Origin of the sequence: Flavobacterium sp. (assembly GCF_044341265.1) — a bacterium.
GTDB lineage: Bacteria > Bacteroidota > Bacteroidia > Flavobacteriales > Flavobacteriaceae > Flavobacterium.
This window is the reverse complement of record NZ_JBIISA010000001.1, coordinates 89,970-106,905: the sequence shown is the minus strand read 5'-3', so window position 1 is coordinate 106,905 and position 16,936 is coordinate 89,970. Positions and strand designations below refer to the sequence as shown.

At 31.3% G+C, this 16,936-nt stretch carries 12 protein-coding genes; 3 read left to right on the top strand and 9 right to left on the bottom strand.

The window, feature by feature from the left end:
- Window positions 1–44: 44 nt before the first annotated feature.
- From ACIQ06_RS00505 to ACIQ06_RS00495, 3 genes are all read right to left on the bottom strand, one after another.
- The gene (locus tag ACIQ06_RS00505) at window positions 45–623 is read right to left on the bottom strand and encodes a Crp/Fnr family transcriptional regulator (RefSeq protein ID WP_396142898.1); all 579 of its coding nucleotides are present in this window, start codon (window positions 621–623) and stop codon (window positions 45–47) included.
- 21 nt (window positions 624–644) lie between these two features.
- Entirely contained in the window at window positions 645–2,546 is a 1,902-nt protein-coding gene (locus ACIQ06_RS00500; protein ID WP_396142896.1) for a S9 family peptidase, read from the bottom strand.
- A gap of 123 nt (window positions 2,547–2,669) precedes the next feature.
- Complete coding sequence (locus ACIQ06_RS00495) at window positions 2,670–5,882, bottom strand: reprolysin-like metallopeptidase (protein ID WP_396142894.1); 3,213 nt, start codon at window positions 5,880–5,882, stop codon at window positions 2,670–2,672.
- Between the two features lie 203 nt (window positions 5,883–6,085).
- On the opposite strand from ACIQ06_RS00495, the gene ACIQ06_RS00490 reads away from it, so the two are divergent.
- Together ACIQ06_RS00490 and mtgA are read left to right on the top strand one after the other, a co-directional pair.
- On the top strand, window positions 6,086–7,198 hold the full coding sequence (locus tag ACIQ06_RS00490; protein ID WP_396143148.1) for an NAD(P)/FAD-dependent oxidoreductase: 1,113 nt from the start codon (window positions 6,086–6,088) through the stop codon (window positions 7,196–7,198).
- The gene (gene mtgA, locus ACIQ06_RS00485; RefSeq protein ID WP_396142892.1) at window positions 7,199–7,921 is read left to right on the top strand and encodes a monofunctional biosynthetic peptidoglycan transglycosylase; all 723 of its coding nucleotides are present in this window, start codon (window positions 7,199–7,201) and stop codon (window positions 7,919–7,921) included.
- Window positions 7,922–7,955: 34 nt separating this feature from the next.
- Here the strand turns inward: mtgA and ACIQ06_RS00480 are convergent, their stop codons facing one another.
- A complete protein-coding gene (locus ACIQ06_RS00480; RefSeq protein WP_344815595.1) occupies window positions 7,956–8,330 on the bottom strand; it encodes a DoxX family membrane protein in 375 nt (124 codons plus the stop codon).
- Between the two features lie 175 nt (window positions 8,331–8,505).
- Here ACIQ06_RS00480 and ACIQ06_RS00475 point away from each other — a divergent pair, with 175 nt between their 5' ends.
- A complete protein-coding gene (locus tag ACIQ06_RS00475) occupies window positions 8,506–9,309 on the top strand; it encodes a TIGR00266 family protein (RefSeq protein ID WP_396142889.1) in 804 nt (267 codons plus the stop codon).
- Between the two features lie 61 nt (window positions 9,310–9,370).
- Here ACIQ06_RS00475 and ACIQ06_RS00470 read toward each other — a convergent pair whose 3' ends face one another.
- The 5 genes from ACIQ06_RS00470 to ACIQ06_RS00450 form a co-directional block, all read right to left on the bottom strand.
- A complete protein-coding gene (locus tag ACIQ06_RS00470) occupies window positions 9,371–9,934 on the bottom strand; it encodes a type 1 periplasmic binding fold superfamily protein (protein WP_396142887.1) in 564 nt (187 codons plus the stop codon).
- Between the two features lie 11 nt (window positions 9,935–9,945).
- Entirely contained in the window at window positions 9,946–12,324 is a 2,379-nt protein-coding gene (locus ACIQ06_RS00465; RefSeq protein WP_396142885.1) for a TonB-dependent receptor, read from the bottom strand.
- 485 nt (window positions 12,325–12,809) lie between these two features.
- Entirely contained in the window at window positions 12,810–13,799 is a 990-nt protein-coding gene (locus tag ACIQ06_RS00460; RefSeq protein ID WP_396142883.1) for an aspartate-semialdehyde dehydrogenase, read from the bottom strand.
- Window positions 13,800–13,962: 163 nt separating this feature from the next.
- Window positions 13,963–14,367 (bottom strand): large conductance mechanosensitive channel protein MscL, encoded by a 405-nt coding sequence (gene mscL / locus ACIQ06_RS00455; protein WP_396142881.1) that lies wholly within the window; start codon window positions 14,365–14,367, stop codon window positions 13,963–13,965.
- 100 nt (window positions 14,368–14,467) lie between these two features.
- Window positions 14,468–16,906, bottom strand: coding sequence for a leucine-rich repeat domain-containing protein (locus tag ACIQ06_RS00450; protein ID WP_396142879.1), 2,439 nt, complete (start codon window positions 16,904–16,906; stop codon window positions 14,468–14,470).
- Between the last annotated feature and the right edge of the window lie 30 nt (window positions 16,907–16,936).

The window sequence follows — 16,936 nt, the reverse complement described above, 5'->3', positions numbered from 1 at the left end:
AACAAAATTACTTTGAGTTTATATCATAAAACGATAACATTTGTTTATGTTTTAGATATTTTAGTTTTTTTTAATCTACTTAAATGCACTGGCGAAATTCCCAAATAAGAAGCTATCATATGTTGAGGAACACGGTTGTGAATATTTGGAAATATAGATGTAATATTATCATACCGCTCTTTTGGAGTGCGATAATATTGACTATTGATTACATCGTCTTGATAAATAAAATAATATTCTGCAATTAATCTACCTAAACGATCTCCGTAGCGAATGTTTTGATAACCCCACTCTATTGAAGAGCGAGGTGTAACAACAATTTCGGTTTCTTCTAATGCCTGAATACAAATAATAGATAGTTTTTTCAAAATAAAACAAGCATAATCAGCAATAAATTGATTTTCAACTCCAAAAAAAGTAGTGTGTTCTAATCCTTTATTATCAATTAATAATGCCCTAATTATCCCTTTATTGATGAAAAAAATATCATTTGGCACTGTATTAGGAAAACTGATAATTTCATTTTTTTTGAATGTCTTTATATAACTATCTTTAAGAAAACCATCCAACTCTTCATCAGAAATAGAAATCATATCTTTAATAGCATGTCTTATTTTTTTCATTTTAATTTATTGATAGTTGTCTTACAACGTCTCCTTCAACCATTTATAAAATTCACTTTGCCATACTTGCGCGTTTTGTGGCTTTAATACCCAATGGTTTTCGTCTGGAAATAATAAAAATCTACTTTTTATTCCGCGTAATTGTGCTGCTTGGAAGGCTTCTTGTCCTTGTCCTATTGGCACACGGTAATCTTTTCCTCCTTGGATGATTAATATGGGTGTATTCCACTTATCCACCATATTGATTGGGTTAAACTTTGCGTAAGTTTTTTGTGCTACAGCATTGTCTTTTTCCCAATATGCTCCACCATGATCCCAATTGTTGAAAAATACTTCTTCGGTTGTGCCGTACATACTTTCTAAATTGAAAACACCACAATGTGAGATAAAAGTTTTAAATCTGTTGTTGTGAATTCCTGCTAATTGAAAAACAGAATAGCCACCATAACTCGCTCCAACAGCACCAATTCTGTCTTTAGCAACATAACTTTCTTTAGCCACATCATCAATTGCAGAAAGGTAATCATCCATTACTTGTCCGCCCCAATCTTTAGAAATTTGTTCATTCCATTCTTGACCGTGACCGTACATTCCACGACGGTTTGGAGCTACTACAATATAACCTTGTGAAGCCATCAAAGAGAAATTCCAACGGAACGAATAACTTTGTGTCAATGGTGATTGCGGTCCACCTTGACAATATAAAAGTGTTGGATATTTTTTAGTTTTATCAAAATTTGGAGGAAGTATTACCCAAACCAACATTTTTTTACCATCGGTTGTAGTTACATATCTTCTTTCGTATTTTGGTAAAGCCAATTTGCTGTAGGTTTCATCATTTACTTTAGTCAGTTGCAACCAAGTTTTTTTCTTTAAATTATAAGAATACACTTCTAATGCGTGATTCATGTCTGTACGATTTAAAATCGCAACATCACCTGTGATGTCAACAATATCGTGTACATCAAAATCGCCATTTGTTAATTGATTAACGGTAATTGCAATTCTTGTTACTCCAGGAAAATTTACTTCAAACAATTGCGTTGTTCCATCGACTGCTGCAACGAAATATACTTTTTTACCATCTTTACTCCATTGAAAACTATTCACAGAACCATCCCAATTGGCAGTCAAATTCATTTTCATTCCTTTAAAACTAACAATTATGTCGTTTTTATCGGCTTCATATCCATCGCGTTTCATTTGCAACCAGGTTAAATTTCCAGTTGGAGAAAACGTTGGATTGGTATCGTATCCTTTATTAGATTCTGTTAAGTTTTTGGTAGTTTTAGTTTCTAAATTGTATTCGTACAAATCGGTGTTGGTAGAAATAGCGTATTCTGTTCCGAATTTCTTTTTAGAAACATAGATAATACTTTTAGAATCTGGTGACCAAATAAAATCTTCATCGCCACCGTGAGGCTTTTGAGGTGAATCGTAAGGTTCATTTGGCATAATATCAATTGGTGTTGCCTTATCTTTGTTTTCGGCATAAAACACGTGATTATGACTGCCATCGTTGTATGTATCCCAATGACGGTAATCTAACGAGTTATAAACTTGTGCGTTTGATTTATCAAGATTTGGATAAATATCTTTACCTAAAACTTTATTTACTTTCACTTCGTGAGAAGACAAAATATATTTGCCATCTGGAGAAACATTTTTATCGGCAACTAAATCTTTGGTGTCTTTTACTTCGGTTGCATTTCCTCCATTTACTGGAATAGTATAAAATTTGGAATTCGATTTATTTTCTTCTACTGATGGAATGGCAACTTTATAAACCACCGATTTTCCATCTTTTGAAATTCCTAAAACAGAAACTCTTCCTAATTTCCAAAGTAATTCTGGAGATAAAACTTGTTGCGCTGATGCTGCTATACTCATTGTACTAACGATTATAAAAAATATTTTCTTCATTTTATGCTGAATTTAATTCAGCATCTTTCGATACTGAAATAGGTTATTTAATGATTCGTTAAAAGTAATAAAAAAAGCCGTCACGATAAACGCAACGGCTTTTAAAATTAACTGACTAAAAAATTATTGCTTAATAAAACGTTTTGATGTTGCTCCATTTGCATTAGAAACTTCAATTAAATAAGTTCCTGCAGCTAAATTACCAACATTAATACTTTCGTTTTCAATTTTACCTTTTCCTAATTCTTGTCCCATCATGTTGTAAATTCTATAGCTTGAATCTGCTTCAAGGTTATCAATATTTAAGACATCTCCTTTTACAGGATTTGGATATAAGTTAAAAGAAATTTGATTTTTAGAAACCTCTTCGTCTTGTCTTGCTGTTGAAGTAATATTTACTGTATAATCTTCTACTTGACCAAAATCGAATGTTCCACAAGGAGTTGTTGGAGTAGTGTTATATCTCATGATTACTCTCATTCTTGTAGCTCCAAGTGTTGCTGTTGTTGGAACAGTAAATGAACCTGAAACTGGAGTTGTAGTTGTTCTAGCTCTAGAATAAACGCTTTCACCTGCATCAACAAAATCTCCATCTTTATTGTAATCGATATAGACTCTATAAGCTTCACTATATACAGTACTTGTCCATGATGGTGTAATAGTAATAGTATTAGCCGTTCCTCTTACCAAGTTTGTTGATAAAGCTGTAAAGTTTTCATAACCTGCAGTTCCAGTTGATGGATTATTAATTGTTCCTAATTGAACTCTTCCTATTCTTTCATCTACTGTACTATTTGCAGAAGCAGTACAATAAGTTACTGTAGCAACAGCTAAAGTTGTTACAGAAACAGTATTACTATTTGCAGAAATATTTCCAGCAGCGTCTTTTGCTCTAACATTAAAAGTATATGTTGTAGAAGCTGTTAAACCTGTAACTGCGAAAGTTGTAGCTGTAGTTGTAGATCCAATTACAACTCCGTTTCTTAATACATCATATCCTGTTACCCCAACGTTATCAGTAGCGCCAGTCCAAGATAAATTTGTAGTAGTTTGAGTTGTTCCAGAAGCTGATAATGTTGGAGCTGTTGGAGCTGTTGTATCAATTACTGGATCTAAAGTAGTTACAGAAACTGAGTTACTATCAGCAGAAACATTTCCTGCAGCATCTTTTGCTCTTACAGTAAATGAGTAAGTAGTTGAAGCTGTTAAACCTGTAACAGCAAAAGTTGTAGAAGCTGTTGAACCTAATAAAGTAGCTCCTAAATAAACATCATAACCTGTTACAGCAACGTTATCTGTAGCACCTGACCAAGATAAATTTGTTGTAGTTTGAGTTGTTCCAGAAGCCGCTAATGTTGGAGCTGTTGGAGCAACAGTATCTGTTACACCAGAAGTAATAGTGAAGTTAGTATTAGAAACATCAAAGAAAATATGATTTGTTCCTTTTACCATGATTCTATTGGTAGTACCAGGTGTATTTGGAATTGTTACCGCTTGTGTTCCATCATTTGGAGTTGCTGCTAATAAAGTTGACCATGTTGATCCTCCATCAGTAGATAATAAAATATCTACGTTAGCACAATTAACGCCATTTGCCGTTGTTCCTGCTACAGCCCATGTTACTGTTTGAGAACTTCCTCCAACATAAGAAACTGCTGTATTTGGTGCACTTACAGAAAATGGCCCAGCTGTTCCGTTTACTGTCACAATCATATCATCAGAATTATTTGCAGAACCACCAGCTCTATTATCACGAACCGTTAATCTAAAATTCATAGTTCTTGCTACAGATGGTAAAGCTTCAACTGTAATTTCAGTTCCTGCTGTTGTAGTTGCACCAGCCAAAACTCTTGTCATATTTGGAAAATATCTTACCGGAGAAGTTGAAGAATTATAAGATCTAAAAGTTGGTCCTGAAGTTCTTGTTGCACTTGCTGCTGAACTTGCTCCTGTTGCAGTAGATGCTGCATTATCAAATTGTTCCCAGTTGTAAGTTAGTACATCTCCGTTAGCATCAGTTCCTGAACCAGTTAACATAAATGGAGTACTTTTAGGAATAGTGTAATCTAATCCAGCTAGAGCAGTTGGTACAGAATTCCCTGTTGCTGTATTCGTTTGACAAGTTTTAGTTTTAACATTATTAGTTACTTGTTGAATACTAATTGCATGAAAATAAGCATCTGAATTAGGCTGAACATCTTGACTAGTAATACCTGCATAACCCATAATTGTTGAACCTGAACCTGGTTCCATATTTGCACCTGTTCCTTCATTACTCATAGAAAAAGTATGATTTGCACCAAACTGATGTCCAAATTCGTGAGCAACATAATCAATATCAAATGTATCTCCTGATGGGATTCCATTGTTTGGAGAAGTGTAAGCACTTCCTTTAGAACCATTTACACAAACACAACCGATACAACCAGCATTTCCACCACCACCAGAAGCACCAAATAAGTGTCCTACATCATAGTTGGCTTCACCAATTACTGAAGTTAAAGTTGATTGTAATTGAGAATTCCAGTTCGATAAACTTGTAGCTGGAGAATAAGGATCTGTAGTCGCATTGGTGTAAATCACTAAATCATTATTAGCAACTAATACCATTCTTATTGCAAAATCTTTTTCAAAAACTCCATTAACACGAGTCATTGAATTGTTCATTGCCGCAAGAGCTAATGCTTTTGTTCCACCAAAATATGTTGTATACTCAGCAGTTACTGATAAAGCTAAACGAAATGTTCTTAAAGTTGAATCATCTGCATTTGGACGTAAAGCTAAATCATCAAGACTTGAAGATGCTTCTTCTACAACACTACATTCAAAAGGAGAAAATGATTGTGCTTTGTCAGCTTTCTTATAAATAGAATATGTTTTTAAATCCTGAGAAAATGGCTCAATAAAAACAGCAGATCTATCCGCTCCAAGAACCATAGATTTAAATCCAAGTGGTGACATACTGAAATAAGCAGTCAAAGTAGGATTATTAATTCCAACACCAATGTAAGATTTAATTTCTGGATATCTAGCTGCTAAAGCAGGATCCATATTGGAATTTTCATAAATTCTAAATTGTTCCATTTCACCATCAGCGTTTGGCAATGAAACAATAACAGCAGACTTTGAAGATAAATCTCTTTTTGGTGAACTTGAAAGCGTAGCTTTCATTGCGTCCACATCCAAATCTAAAAGATTTTTTTCTGGTAATTGCATTCTACTCTCAAGAAGTGGTACATTCTTGTTAGTAGAAGTTTTCCAAAATGAACCTTTTTGTTGAGCAAAAGCGAAACTCGTCATCGCTAATAATGCTACAGGAAGTAACTTTAACTTCATAATATTTAGTTTTTGGTTAAAAAATAGAATATCAAAATTATCAAGAATTTTGTCATATTTTCATGTTTCTATAAAAGTTATTAACAAATCGATGAAGTGCATGTTCTTAATTTATAAAATTCACAACTATTCTTACAATTTATAAAATTATTCGAATTCAAATGAAAATTCTAAAAAATTATTATTTTTATAAAAAATATTCGATGCATTTAAGTTATTGGGAAATAAAAAATTGGTTTTCAAATGTAGATTTTACTATCGTAGGCAGTGGGATTGTAGGTTTACATTGCGCTTTAACTCTTCGTGAACAATTTCCAAAAAGTAAAATTTTAATACTTGAAAAGGGAATTCTTCCTCAAGGTGCAAGTACAAAAAATGCCGGATTTGCTTGTTTTGGGAGTTTGTCAGAAATTATTGATGATTTAAAATCTCATTCCGAAGAAGAAGTCATTCAATTAATTCAAAAACGTTTGAATGGATTGCAAATTTTAAGAAAACGACTTGGAGATGAAGCCATTGATTTCAAACCTTATGGAGGTTATGAATTATTTTTGAAAGAAGATGAAAACACTTATAATGAATGTTTACAAAAATTACCTTTTATAAATGATATCATAAAACCACTTTTTAAATCAGATGTTTTTTCTAAAGAGTTTGATAGATTTAATTTTCAAAACATCCATGAATATTCTATTTTCAATCCCTTTGAAGGTCAGATTGATACCGGAAATATGATGCAAGCACTTCTTAAAGAAGCAATTTCTAAAGATATTTTAATTTTAAATCAAGCCGAAGTTACTTCACATATTGAAAAAAATACTTCTGTTGAAATTATAGTAAATGATTACTCGTTTGAAACAAAAAAATTGCTTTTTGCTACTAATGGTTTTGCATCTGAGCTTACAAGTAATGCTGTAAAACCTGCAAGAGCACAAGTTTTAATTACAGAACCAATTCCAAATTTAGACATTCGTGGTACTTTTCATTTAGACAAAGGATATTATTATTTTAGGAATTTTGAAGATAGAATACTACTTGGTGGTGGAAGAAATTTAGATTTTGAAGGAGAAACCACAACTGATTTATCTCAAACAGAAAAAATTCAAAATAGATTGGAAGAGTTATTAAAAAATGTAATTTTACCCAATCAAGAATTTCAAATTGCACATCGTTGGAGTGGCATTATGGGAATTGGCTCACATAAAAATCCAATTGTTTCTCAAATCTCTGAAAATGTTTATTGCGGCGTTCGACTTGGCGGAATGGGTGTAGCAATTGGAAGCTTAATAGGACAAGAATTAGCAGAATTAATATAAATGGCAACAAAAAAGAATATTTCAAAATCGACAAACAAAACTTTCTTTCAAAAGCTTAAGACATTTATCTGGAAGTCAATGCTTTGGTTTTTTGGCATTTCCATTTTATTAGTTGTTCTTTTTAAATGGATTCCTGTTCCTTTCACTCCATTAATGATTACAAGAGCAATTGAACAAAAAATGGATGGACAAGAAATGACTTGTAGCCATGATTGGGTTCCTTTAGAGGATATTTCTGTTAATCTTCAAAAAGCAGTTATTGCTAGTGAAGATGGTAATTTTCTAAAACATAATGGCTTTGATTTTAAAGCGATGCAAAAAGCTTTTAAAAACAACAATCGTGGAAAAAAACTTAAAGGAGGAAGCACCATTTCACAACAAACCGCAAAAAATGTATTTCTATGGCAAGGTAGAAGTTATATCAGAAAAGGATTGGAAGCTTATTTCACATTTTTGATTGAAATTGTCTGGGGAAAAGAACGCATTATGGAAGTTTATCTTAACTCAATAGAAATGGGCAAAGGTGTTTATGGTGCAGAAGCTGCAGCCGAACATTGGTACAGAACCGACGCAAAAAACTTAACTAAAATTCAAGCAGCTGGAATTGCAGCCATTTTACCAAATCCAAGAAAATATAAAGCCACGAATTCATCTTCTTACATTGAAAAAAGAAAAGGGAAAATTGTAAGAGTTATGAATCATATTGGCAAACTAGAATACTAAAAAAAAGCTTCCGATAAATGGAAGCTTTTTTATTTTATTGAAATAACGATTTATAATGTGTCCAATATTTATAAATTAAAATTCCATTTAAAATGGCCACTAATAGTGCTCCACCTATCCCATTCACATCTAAAAACAAATGAAATAATAGAATGTTAATTGATATTGGCGCTAATAATGTTAATGCAAAAGCAACCCACTTTTTCATAAGAAGTAAAGCTCCAATAACAATTTCTAATACTCCAACTATTTTAAGCACATAACCTGTTGCGCCTAAAGAGGTCATAAAATTGTTTGCTTGTTCAGGCAATTCTGGTAAAGGAATAAAGCCAAAAAACTTATTAGCTCCAAAAACGAGAAGTATAATCCCTAAGAGTATTCTAACAATTTTTGTAAACATTGAATTCATAAATATTTATTTTATTGGTTAGTAATATGGTAAAAATATAATTAATTTTTTATATAATAAATATTTTAAAACTTAATTTTTTAAACATTTCTGTATTTGATGTGTTTTTAGTATCTTCATTGTAACTTTTTGTTTAAATAATTATCTAATAGTAATAATCTTAAAAATTGAAATTATGCAAGCTCACGAAATAGATTACCAAATTTTTGGTGAAGAAATGCAATATGTAGAAATAGAACTTGATCCTCAAGAAATTGTCGTTGCAGAAGCTGGAAGTTTTATGATGATGGATAACGGAATCAAGATGGAAACTATCTTTGGTGATGGCTCAGGTCAAGATCAAGGTGGTGTTTTTGGAAAATTACTTTCTGCAGGAAAAAGAGTTTTGACTGGCGAAAGTCTTTTTATGACGGCATATTTAAATCAGAACAATGCTAAAAGTAAAGTTTGTTTTGCTTCTCCTTATCCCGGAAAAATTATTCCGATAGATTTACGACAATTTCAAGGGAAATTCATTTGTCAAAAAGATGCTTTTTTATGTGCTGCAAAAGGTGTTTCTGTAGGAATTGAATTTTCTAAAAAACTTGGTCGTGGTCTTTTTGGCGGTGAAGGTTTTATTATGCAAAAACTAGAAGGAGACGGAATGGCCTTTGTTCATTCGGGTGGAACTTTAGCTAAAAGAGAATTATCAGCTGGAGAAGTTTTAAAAGTTGATACTGGATGTATTGTAGGATTTACAAAAGATGTTGATTACGATATTGAATTTATCGGCGGAATTAAAAATACGATTTTCGGAGGAGAAGGAATGTTTTATGCAACACTTCGTGGACCTGGAACAGTTTATATTCAATCATTGCCTTTTAGTCGTCTTGCCGATAGAATTATCGCTTCTGCTCCTAGAACTGGCGGAAGTTCTAAAGAAGAAGGAAGTCTTCTTGGCGGAATTGGGAGATTATTAGATGGTGATAATAGATTTTAAAAAACAAAAAGGTTATTCTCATTAAAGAATAACCTTTTTAATTAAATTCGTTTATTATTTATTAGTTAACAACTAAAGGATATGTAACTTGTGCATCTGTTGCGCCACCTGCATTTGCTATATTACCTGTTGAAACTCCAGCGGCTGATTTATTCGGCAAATGTCTAAGTGTTACCGTAAGATTACCTGTTGCAGCAGAAGCAGTAACCAAAGTAAAATCTAGCCCTATAGGTTTCCCATTTGCATCAGTATCAGTATAGGTAAAAGTACCAATTGATGCAGGTGCTTGATAAAAAATTTGGTGATCTACACCTTCTTCCTCTACTTCAGTTGTAATATCATCAGCTGGATTTACTGTTTCATTCAAGAAAGCAACTGAACCTGTATAGGTAGTTCCAGCTGTTAAATTCCCTGAAACGGTTACAACAGGCGCATTTGGTCCGTCACCATCTAAATCTTTAGATAATAGTGTTATTGTTTGACCACCTCCAACTAATGTTGTTCTAACAGTTGTTATCACTTCTTCTTCATTTACAGGAGCTGGATTATCATCATCGCTACAAGAAATTAATGCAACAGCAAAAAGAGATAAGAAAAGTTTGTTTGATAATTTAAATGTTTTCATTTTTAATATTTTTAGAAATTAATTTTTACTTGAATTTGAATGTTTCTACCCAAATCATCGGCATAGAAACGTTGTCTGTTTAAATAGTCTCTGTATTTAGTATTAAATATATTAAATACTGAAAGACCAATGGTTGTAAACGAATTTTTAGATGTTTTAAAATCAACATCTGAAGAAAAATGCAAAAGATTATAGGCTTGAGGCGGTGAACTAATATTTATTTCAACTGGCACTAAATTCCCATCAACTACAATATTTGAAATAAAATTATTATTTGGAAATTGATTTTGTCTGAAAACTATTTCACTTTGAAATTCTAACTTTAGATTACTCCATTCTTTTTTGTTAAATTGAATACGATTATTAATATTTAACGGAGGCATATCTATTAGTGATTCATTATTTTTTATGTCTGCTCCATTAACAAAAGATATCATCAATTTATGTTGAAAGTATTTAGTTATTTTCCATTGTGAATTAAAATCTACACCAGTTAAAACAGCATTGGTTTGGTTGAATTCCCAAACCGGAAAAGCTCCGCGAATAGTTGTTTCAAAACCAACTGGTTTTAAAAAAATAAAATCTTCAATGTAATTAAGGAATGGTCCAATATTTACAGCAAAATTATTCCACTTTTTCTGAAGTGAAGTGCTGATTTTATTAGACTTTTCACTATCTATTCTTAAATCTCCCAATTCAATCATGCCACTAGAATGATGCAAACCATCGCTGAAAAATTCTGATGGATTAGGATTTCTAACTGCACGACTAAGATTGAAATACAAATCATAATCTGAACCAAATGAATATTGTGCTCCCAAACTAGCTGAAAGATTATGAAACAAAAATTGTGGCTTAGTCAACCATTGATTTCCAAAATCACCTATAATAAAATCATTATAATCTGGACTATAATTTCTTTCATCCCATCTTGATTTCAAATAATATTTTGTTGCTTCAATGGATGAAAAATCATAACGTGCACCAAACTCAACAGAAAAATCACTAGAAAAATGATAATCAACAATTCCATAAACTGCAGCATCAACCTTGTCATAAGTTGGGATTAAAGGCCTAACACCTGTATTTGGACTAGCCGTATTGTTTTGAAACGAACTTGAAACTCCAAGTTTGTAATCCCAATCTCCATTTACAAGTTTGTAATCTGCATTAAAAGTGTGTGTAATTAAATTCAAATCAAGAGCTGGTTTTGAATCTTGAATTCCGGTTCTCAAATCAAACTCTTTTCGATTATTAAATTGAAAAGAATATTGCAAACCCAAAACTTCATTATCATTAAAATTGAAATTATAATTCAGTTTAGCTAAATGATGCGTCACTTTTTGTTTTGGATTTTTAATTGAATAATCAAAATCATTTACAATGTAAGGTATGCTATTATTGATTGAATTATATAAATCATTTACATTACCAATATGTGATGCACTCAAAATTCCTATGGTAGCATTATACAAACTATAGAAAGCAGAAAAATCATATTTCTTTCCGATGTATTTTATATCACCAGAAAAATTGGCTTCTCTATTTCCAGTATTTGATAAATTATAACTCGGAGATTGTCTATCTCCATAATATTTGAAGCTACCTTGAACGTTCCAACTCCAATCACAAAAATTACCTTTATGCAAACTAGTTGAAATTGTTCCACCTCTACCATTACTCTCTAAAGTAGTTAAAGCTTTTCCAAATAGGGTGTCCTTTTTTACACTAATCGGTTCAATAATAACAATTCCACCTATAGCATCGCCACTATATTGTAAACCTGATGCGCCTTTTAAAACAGTTATTTTACCTGCCGAATTTATATCAAAATTTGGAGCGTGTTCAACACCCCATTGTTGATCTTCTATTCTTACATTATTGTTGTAAATTGGTACACGACTACTATGCAATCCATTAATAACTGGTTTTGCTATAGTACTACCACTTTTCAAAATTGAAACTCCTGAAACTTCTTTCAAAGCATTAGCCAAAGACTGACTACTATACTTTTCTATTACTGTCTCCTTAATTTTTTGCTCAGACACGGTATTATTGTAATAATTATCTTTGTGTTTTATTACAATTTCATTCAAACGCTCCGCTTTTTGCCTTAATTTAAAATTAATGACTTGATTTTGAGTTACAGTAATGATAGTATCAATAGATTGATAACCCACATAACTTATTAAAAATTTTGTAGGACCAAATGGAATGTCGTTTATTGAATAAACTCCATTTCTATTACTAACAGTTGATTTAGAAGAAATATGAATATGACTTTTTTCAAGTGGTTTTTCATTTTCATCTACTATTTTTCCACTTATTGTGTTTTGACCATAATTAGATGCAAAACACAATAAGCAAAAAAACATTATGATTTTTTGCATTTATTTTTCTTTGAATTGTTTACGTTAAATTAAAACGAAATAAACAATTAAAGCGGAGGTCCTCGAAGTGAATAAATGCATCCTGAGAAAAAAGAAATATTTTCAGCGGAATGAAAAAACGTTACTTTTCTAAAATAAGAATGGGCGTTTAAAAAACAATCCTCAAGTCTTAATTGAGAACTATAGTTTAATGTAAACTCACAAACAAAACAATGGTCAGAATCGTGATGACTATGACTTATTTCAGTCTTGTTAACTGCATATTTATGATTACAGTGTTTTTCTGAAAGTGCAACTTCTATGTGATGATAAGAATGCAGGGATTGTAACAATATTGCGAACAATATTGCCAAACCAAAAAACAAACTAACTACAGAGTATTTTCCTTTCATTACGGCAAATATATACTAGTAACAATGAAAAACCACTTGAATTAACAAATTTTAAGATTTGTAAACTCAAATGGTTAGTATACTTGAATTTAATTAAACTAATTTATTAGCAACTAAATATTCTGCAATTTGAATAGTATTTGTTGCAGCTCCTTTTCTTAAATTATCGGCTACAATCCACATATTTAAAGAGTTTGGCTGACTTTCATCACGACGAATTCTACCTACAAAAACCTCATCTTTTCCTTGAGCAAACAAAGGCATTGGATAAGTATAAGTATCGGTGTTATCTTGAACTACAACTCCATCGGTGTGATGAAGAATATCTCTGATTTCACTTACATTAAAATCGTTTGCGAATTCAATATTCACAGCTTCGCTATGTCCACCAACAACAGGTATTCTTATTGCTGTTGCCGTTACAGCAATTGTTTTATCCCCAATAATTTTTTGAGTTTCACGAACCAATTTCATTTCTTCTTTAGTGTAACCATTTTCTTCAAAACTGTCACATTGAGGAATTGCATTTCTGTGAATTTGATACTTATAAGCCATTTCTCCTTGAATTCCAGCGTATTCATTTTCTAATTGCTGCACTGCTTTTACACCTGTACCAGTAATAGATTGATAAGTAGAAACAATTACACGTTTGATTTTATATTTTTTATGTAAAGGCGCTAAAACCAAAACCATTTGAATTGTTGAACAGTTTGGATTGGCAATAATTTTATCTTCTTTAGTTAATTCTGAAGCATTAATTTCTGGAACAATTAATTTTTTTGTTGGATCCATTCTCCAAGCTGATGAGTTGTCGATAACTGTTGTTCCTACTTCTGCAAATTTTGGAGCCCATTCTAAAGAAGTTTCTCCTCCAGCAGAAAATAAAGCAATATCGGGACGCATTTCTACAGCAGTTTGCAAACCAACTACTTTATATTTTGCTCCTTTAAACTCAATTTCTTTACCAACAGATTTCTCTGAAGCTACAGGAATTAATTCAGTTACAGGAAAATTTCTCTCTGCTAAAACTTGAAGCATTACTTCGCCAACCATTCCGGTTGCACCAACTACAGCAACTCTCATATAAATATATTTAAAATTTGGAAGTACAAAAATAGGTAGAAAATACTTTGAAAAAAGAAAATTTTGAATATTCAACAAGGAATTTTGAATGTTGAAGTATTAAAAAAGAAAAACCGCCTCAATTAAGAAGCGGTTTAGTTAGAATATATACTGTAGCGGTTTATTATTTTTTCAATAAATCTCTAATTTGAGTAAGCAATTCTTCTTGGCTTGGACCTGCTGGAGCTGGAGCTTCTGCTGGTTTTTTCATTTTGTTGTATGCTTTTACAATCATGAACATTACAAATCCAACAGTAACTAAACTTATAATAGTATTAATCCAACTTCCATAAGCTATAACTGCTCCTCCAGCTGTTTTAGCAGCTTCAAGTGTTAAATACTCTTTTCCGTCCAAAGCAATGAATTTATTTGCAAAATCCATACCGCCAGAAAAATGACCTACAATAGGCATCATAATATCGGCAACAAATCCATTAACAACTGCACCAACTGCACCTGCCATAATTACTGCAACAGCAAACTCAATTACGTTTCCTGTCATTATAAAATTCTTAAATTCTTTTAACATGATATTTTATTTTTATTGGTTATCGGTGCAAAATTAGTTAAAATATTAACATAATATTATATTTTTTGTAGAAATATTACTACTCTTAATTATAAAAAACTTATTCTTTTATAAACTTTCTAATGATTTCGCCTTTTTCCGTTTGCAATTTAATGATGTAATTCCCTGCTTTTAAATCGGAAATATTAATGGAATTTGTTGGACTTGTTGTTATTTGAACCAATTGCCCTAACATATTATAAATTGCAATTGATTTTATATTCACCTCATCTTGAACATTCAAATTCAAAATATCTTTTGCTGGATTTGGTGACAAACTAACATAGTTGTCTAAATTGAATTGATTGTTTCCCAAAGTTTGAAAAGTACTTGTTGCTGTGTTTGTTACAATTGGAAAATTGTAGTCAAAATAAATATTTGCCAAATTACTTATGGTGTTTCCAACAACCAAAGTTGAATTTGTTTTAATTTTAAACACTATATAACCATCATTTGTTGCGTCATCAAACGGAAGATTTATGTTTTCAAAAATAAATTCTACTTTGTTTGGATTTGTAACTCTTGTAACGCAACTGTGTGAAGTGTCCGTGATTTGCAACGTTGAAATATCAAATTTTGTAGTGTCAATCATGTCTTTAACTACAACGTTTTGCGCTGGATAAGTTCCTGTATTTTCAAAACGAATTTGGTAATGAACATAGTCACCAATCATAGTAGGATTTATTGTTGTACCTTCTAAACATGTTTTATCATTTGGGTCATAAGAATTTACAACAATTTGTCGCAATGGAAAAGTATTATCAAGTTGTGTTTCGTCTGTATTTAATCCATTTATTGTAGCTGTATAGCTCAAAATATCACCTCCATTTACAGCAGGTGTTTCCATTGGAGAATTTACATTTAATGATACTACAAATTCACCACTTTGAAATGGAATAACCGTTCCAATATTCCAAGATAGTAAACCTATACTTGTAGAAGTTGGAGCTAATGATGAAGAAACATAATCTAAAACATCATCATTAAAATCAAAAACTAAAGTTGCATTTTCAGAAACTGTTCCTTTGTTTTTGTATTTTATTTTATAAGTAGCATCAAATCCAGGACGAGCAGGTTCAAGTGGAATAATAACTACTTCTAAATCATGATGAACTCCATTAGGAACAATACAAAAATCTTGAACAAAAGAGCTTGCTGTTGCAGGAAAAGTTGCAGTTGCATTTGTTGGAGAAACCGTAAAATAGCTAGGATTTTCTATTTGTGGTGTGATGATATGTGTACCAACCTGAACAGGAATTGAATAATTACCAGAAGCATTCGAAATTAAACTTCCAGAATTAGTTCCGTCAGAAATTGAGTATTTTAAATTGGGAAAAAAACCATCTGTGGCATCACAACCATTTGAATTTCCATCGAATTTATTGTTTCCTTGAATGGTATAATAAGTTCCACCAGGAGTAAAAGAACAATAGCTATTTACTTGGCATGTTGATGTATAACCAAATTCATCTATCTTAGATTGAACAAAGGTTATATCTTCTTCATCAGCACAAATATATACTAGATTTGGATTTACAGAAAAGTTTAAACCAAAAATTGTATTATAGATAGGATTGGTGATTCCACTTAAGATTAACGAAGAAAGTGAATTGTAAGAACATTCCAAAGTGGATAAATTAATTAATCCACTAACATTCAAGGTTGAAAGCTGATTGAAACTACAATTTAATTGAATTAAATTTGTTAGATCGCTTACATCTAAACTCGTTATTTGGTTATATTGACAATCAAAATATTCTAAACTTGTCAAAGAACTTAGATTTAAACCTACTAAATTGTTAAGACCACAAAAAAGACCCTCTAAACTATTTAATCCGGTAAGAGTTAATGTTGTTAATTGGTTGTCGGAACAATATACTATCTGCAAATTCGTTAGATTAGTTAAATCTAAATTGGATAATAAATTCCCAGAACAATGTAATATTTCTAAACTAGTTAAATCACTAACATCCAAGTTTGTTAATTGATTATTGTAACAATGAAAAAATTGCAAATTATTTAATCCATCAACATTTAATAAATTTAATTGATTATCTGTACAAACCAATCTTATTAAATTTGATAAACCACTTACATTTAAACTTGTCAGAGAACTATTGGTATAACAATATAATCGTTCTAAATTATATAAGCCATTTAAATTTAATTCTAATAGTTGACTATTAAATGTACAATCTAAATACTTTAAATTTATAAAACTATTTATACCTTCCATACTTGTAACATTTGAAGAAGAAATGTTTAAATATTTCACCAATAAAATCTCACTTAACTGAATTTCTCCATCATTGTTGGTATCAATTGTACTATATTGACTTACTTGATTATAATTATTAGGTATTTCATATGACGCTATCTGATTAGTAGGACTCGCGCTCAACAACAAAGCCTTAAAAACTGGATCAGGAATATTTACAATCTGCGCACTTGCAACAGAAAAGAAAAATAAAAATAATAAAGAAAAGTAATGCTTTTTCATCGTTGCAAGTAATTAAAAATCAAATATAAA

Coding starts and splice junctions, on each gene's coding strand:
- ACIQ06_RS00490 (WP_396143148.1), top strand. CDS start 6,086: ATGCATTTAAGTTATTGGGAAATAAAAAATTGGTTTTCAAATGTAGAT.
- ACIQ06_RS00450 (WP_396142879.1), bottom strand. CDS start 16,906: ATGAAAAAGCATTACTTTTCTTTATTATTTTTATTTTTCTTTTCTGTT.
- ACIQ06_RS00475 (WP_396142889.1), top strand. CDS start 8,506: ATGCAAGCTCACGAAATAGATTACCAAATTTTTGGTGAAGAAATGCAA.
- mtgA (WP_396142892.1), top strand. CDS start 7,199: ATGGCAACAAAAAAGAATATTTCAAAATCGACAAACAAAACTTTCTTT.
- ACIQ06_RS00470 (WP_396142887.1), bottom strand. CDS start 9,934: ATGAAAACATTTAAATTATCAAACAAACTTTTCTTATCTCTTTTTGCT.
- mscL (WP_396142881.1), bottom strand. CDS start 14,367: ATGTTAAAAGAATTTAAGAATTTTATAATGACAGGAAACGTAATTGAG.
- ACIQ06_RS00465 (WP_396142885.1), bottom strand. CDS start 12,324: ATGCAAAAAATCATAATGTTTTTTTGCTTATTGTGTTTTGCATCTAAT.
- ACIQ06_RS00495 (WP_396142894.1), bottom strand. CDS start 5,882: ATGAAGTTAAAGTTACTTCCTGTAGCATTATTAGCGATGACGAGTTTC.
- ACIQ06_RS00460 (WP_396142883.1), bottom strand. CDS start 13,799: ATGAGAGTTGCTGTAGTTGGTGCAACCGGAATGGTTGGCGAAGTAATG.
- ACIQ06_RS00500 (WP_396142896.1), bottom strand. CDS start 2,546: ATGAAGAAAATATTTTTTATAATCGTTAGTACAATGAGTATAGCAGCA.
- ACIQ06_RS00505 (WP_396142898.1), bottom strand. CDS start 623: ATGAAAAAAATAAGACATGCTATTAAAGATATGATTTCTATTTCTGAT.
- ACIQ06_RS00480 (WP_344815595.1), bottom strand. CDS start 8,330: ATGAATTCAATGTTTACAAAAATTGTTAGAATACTCTTAGGGATTATA.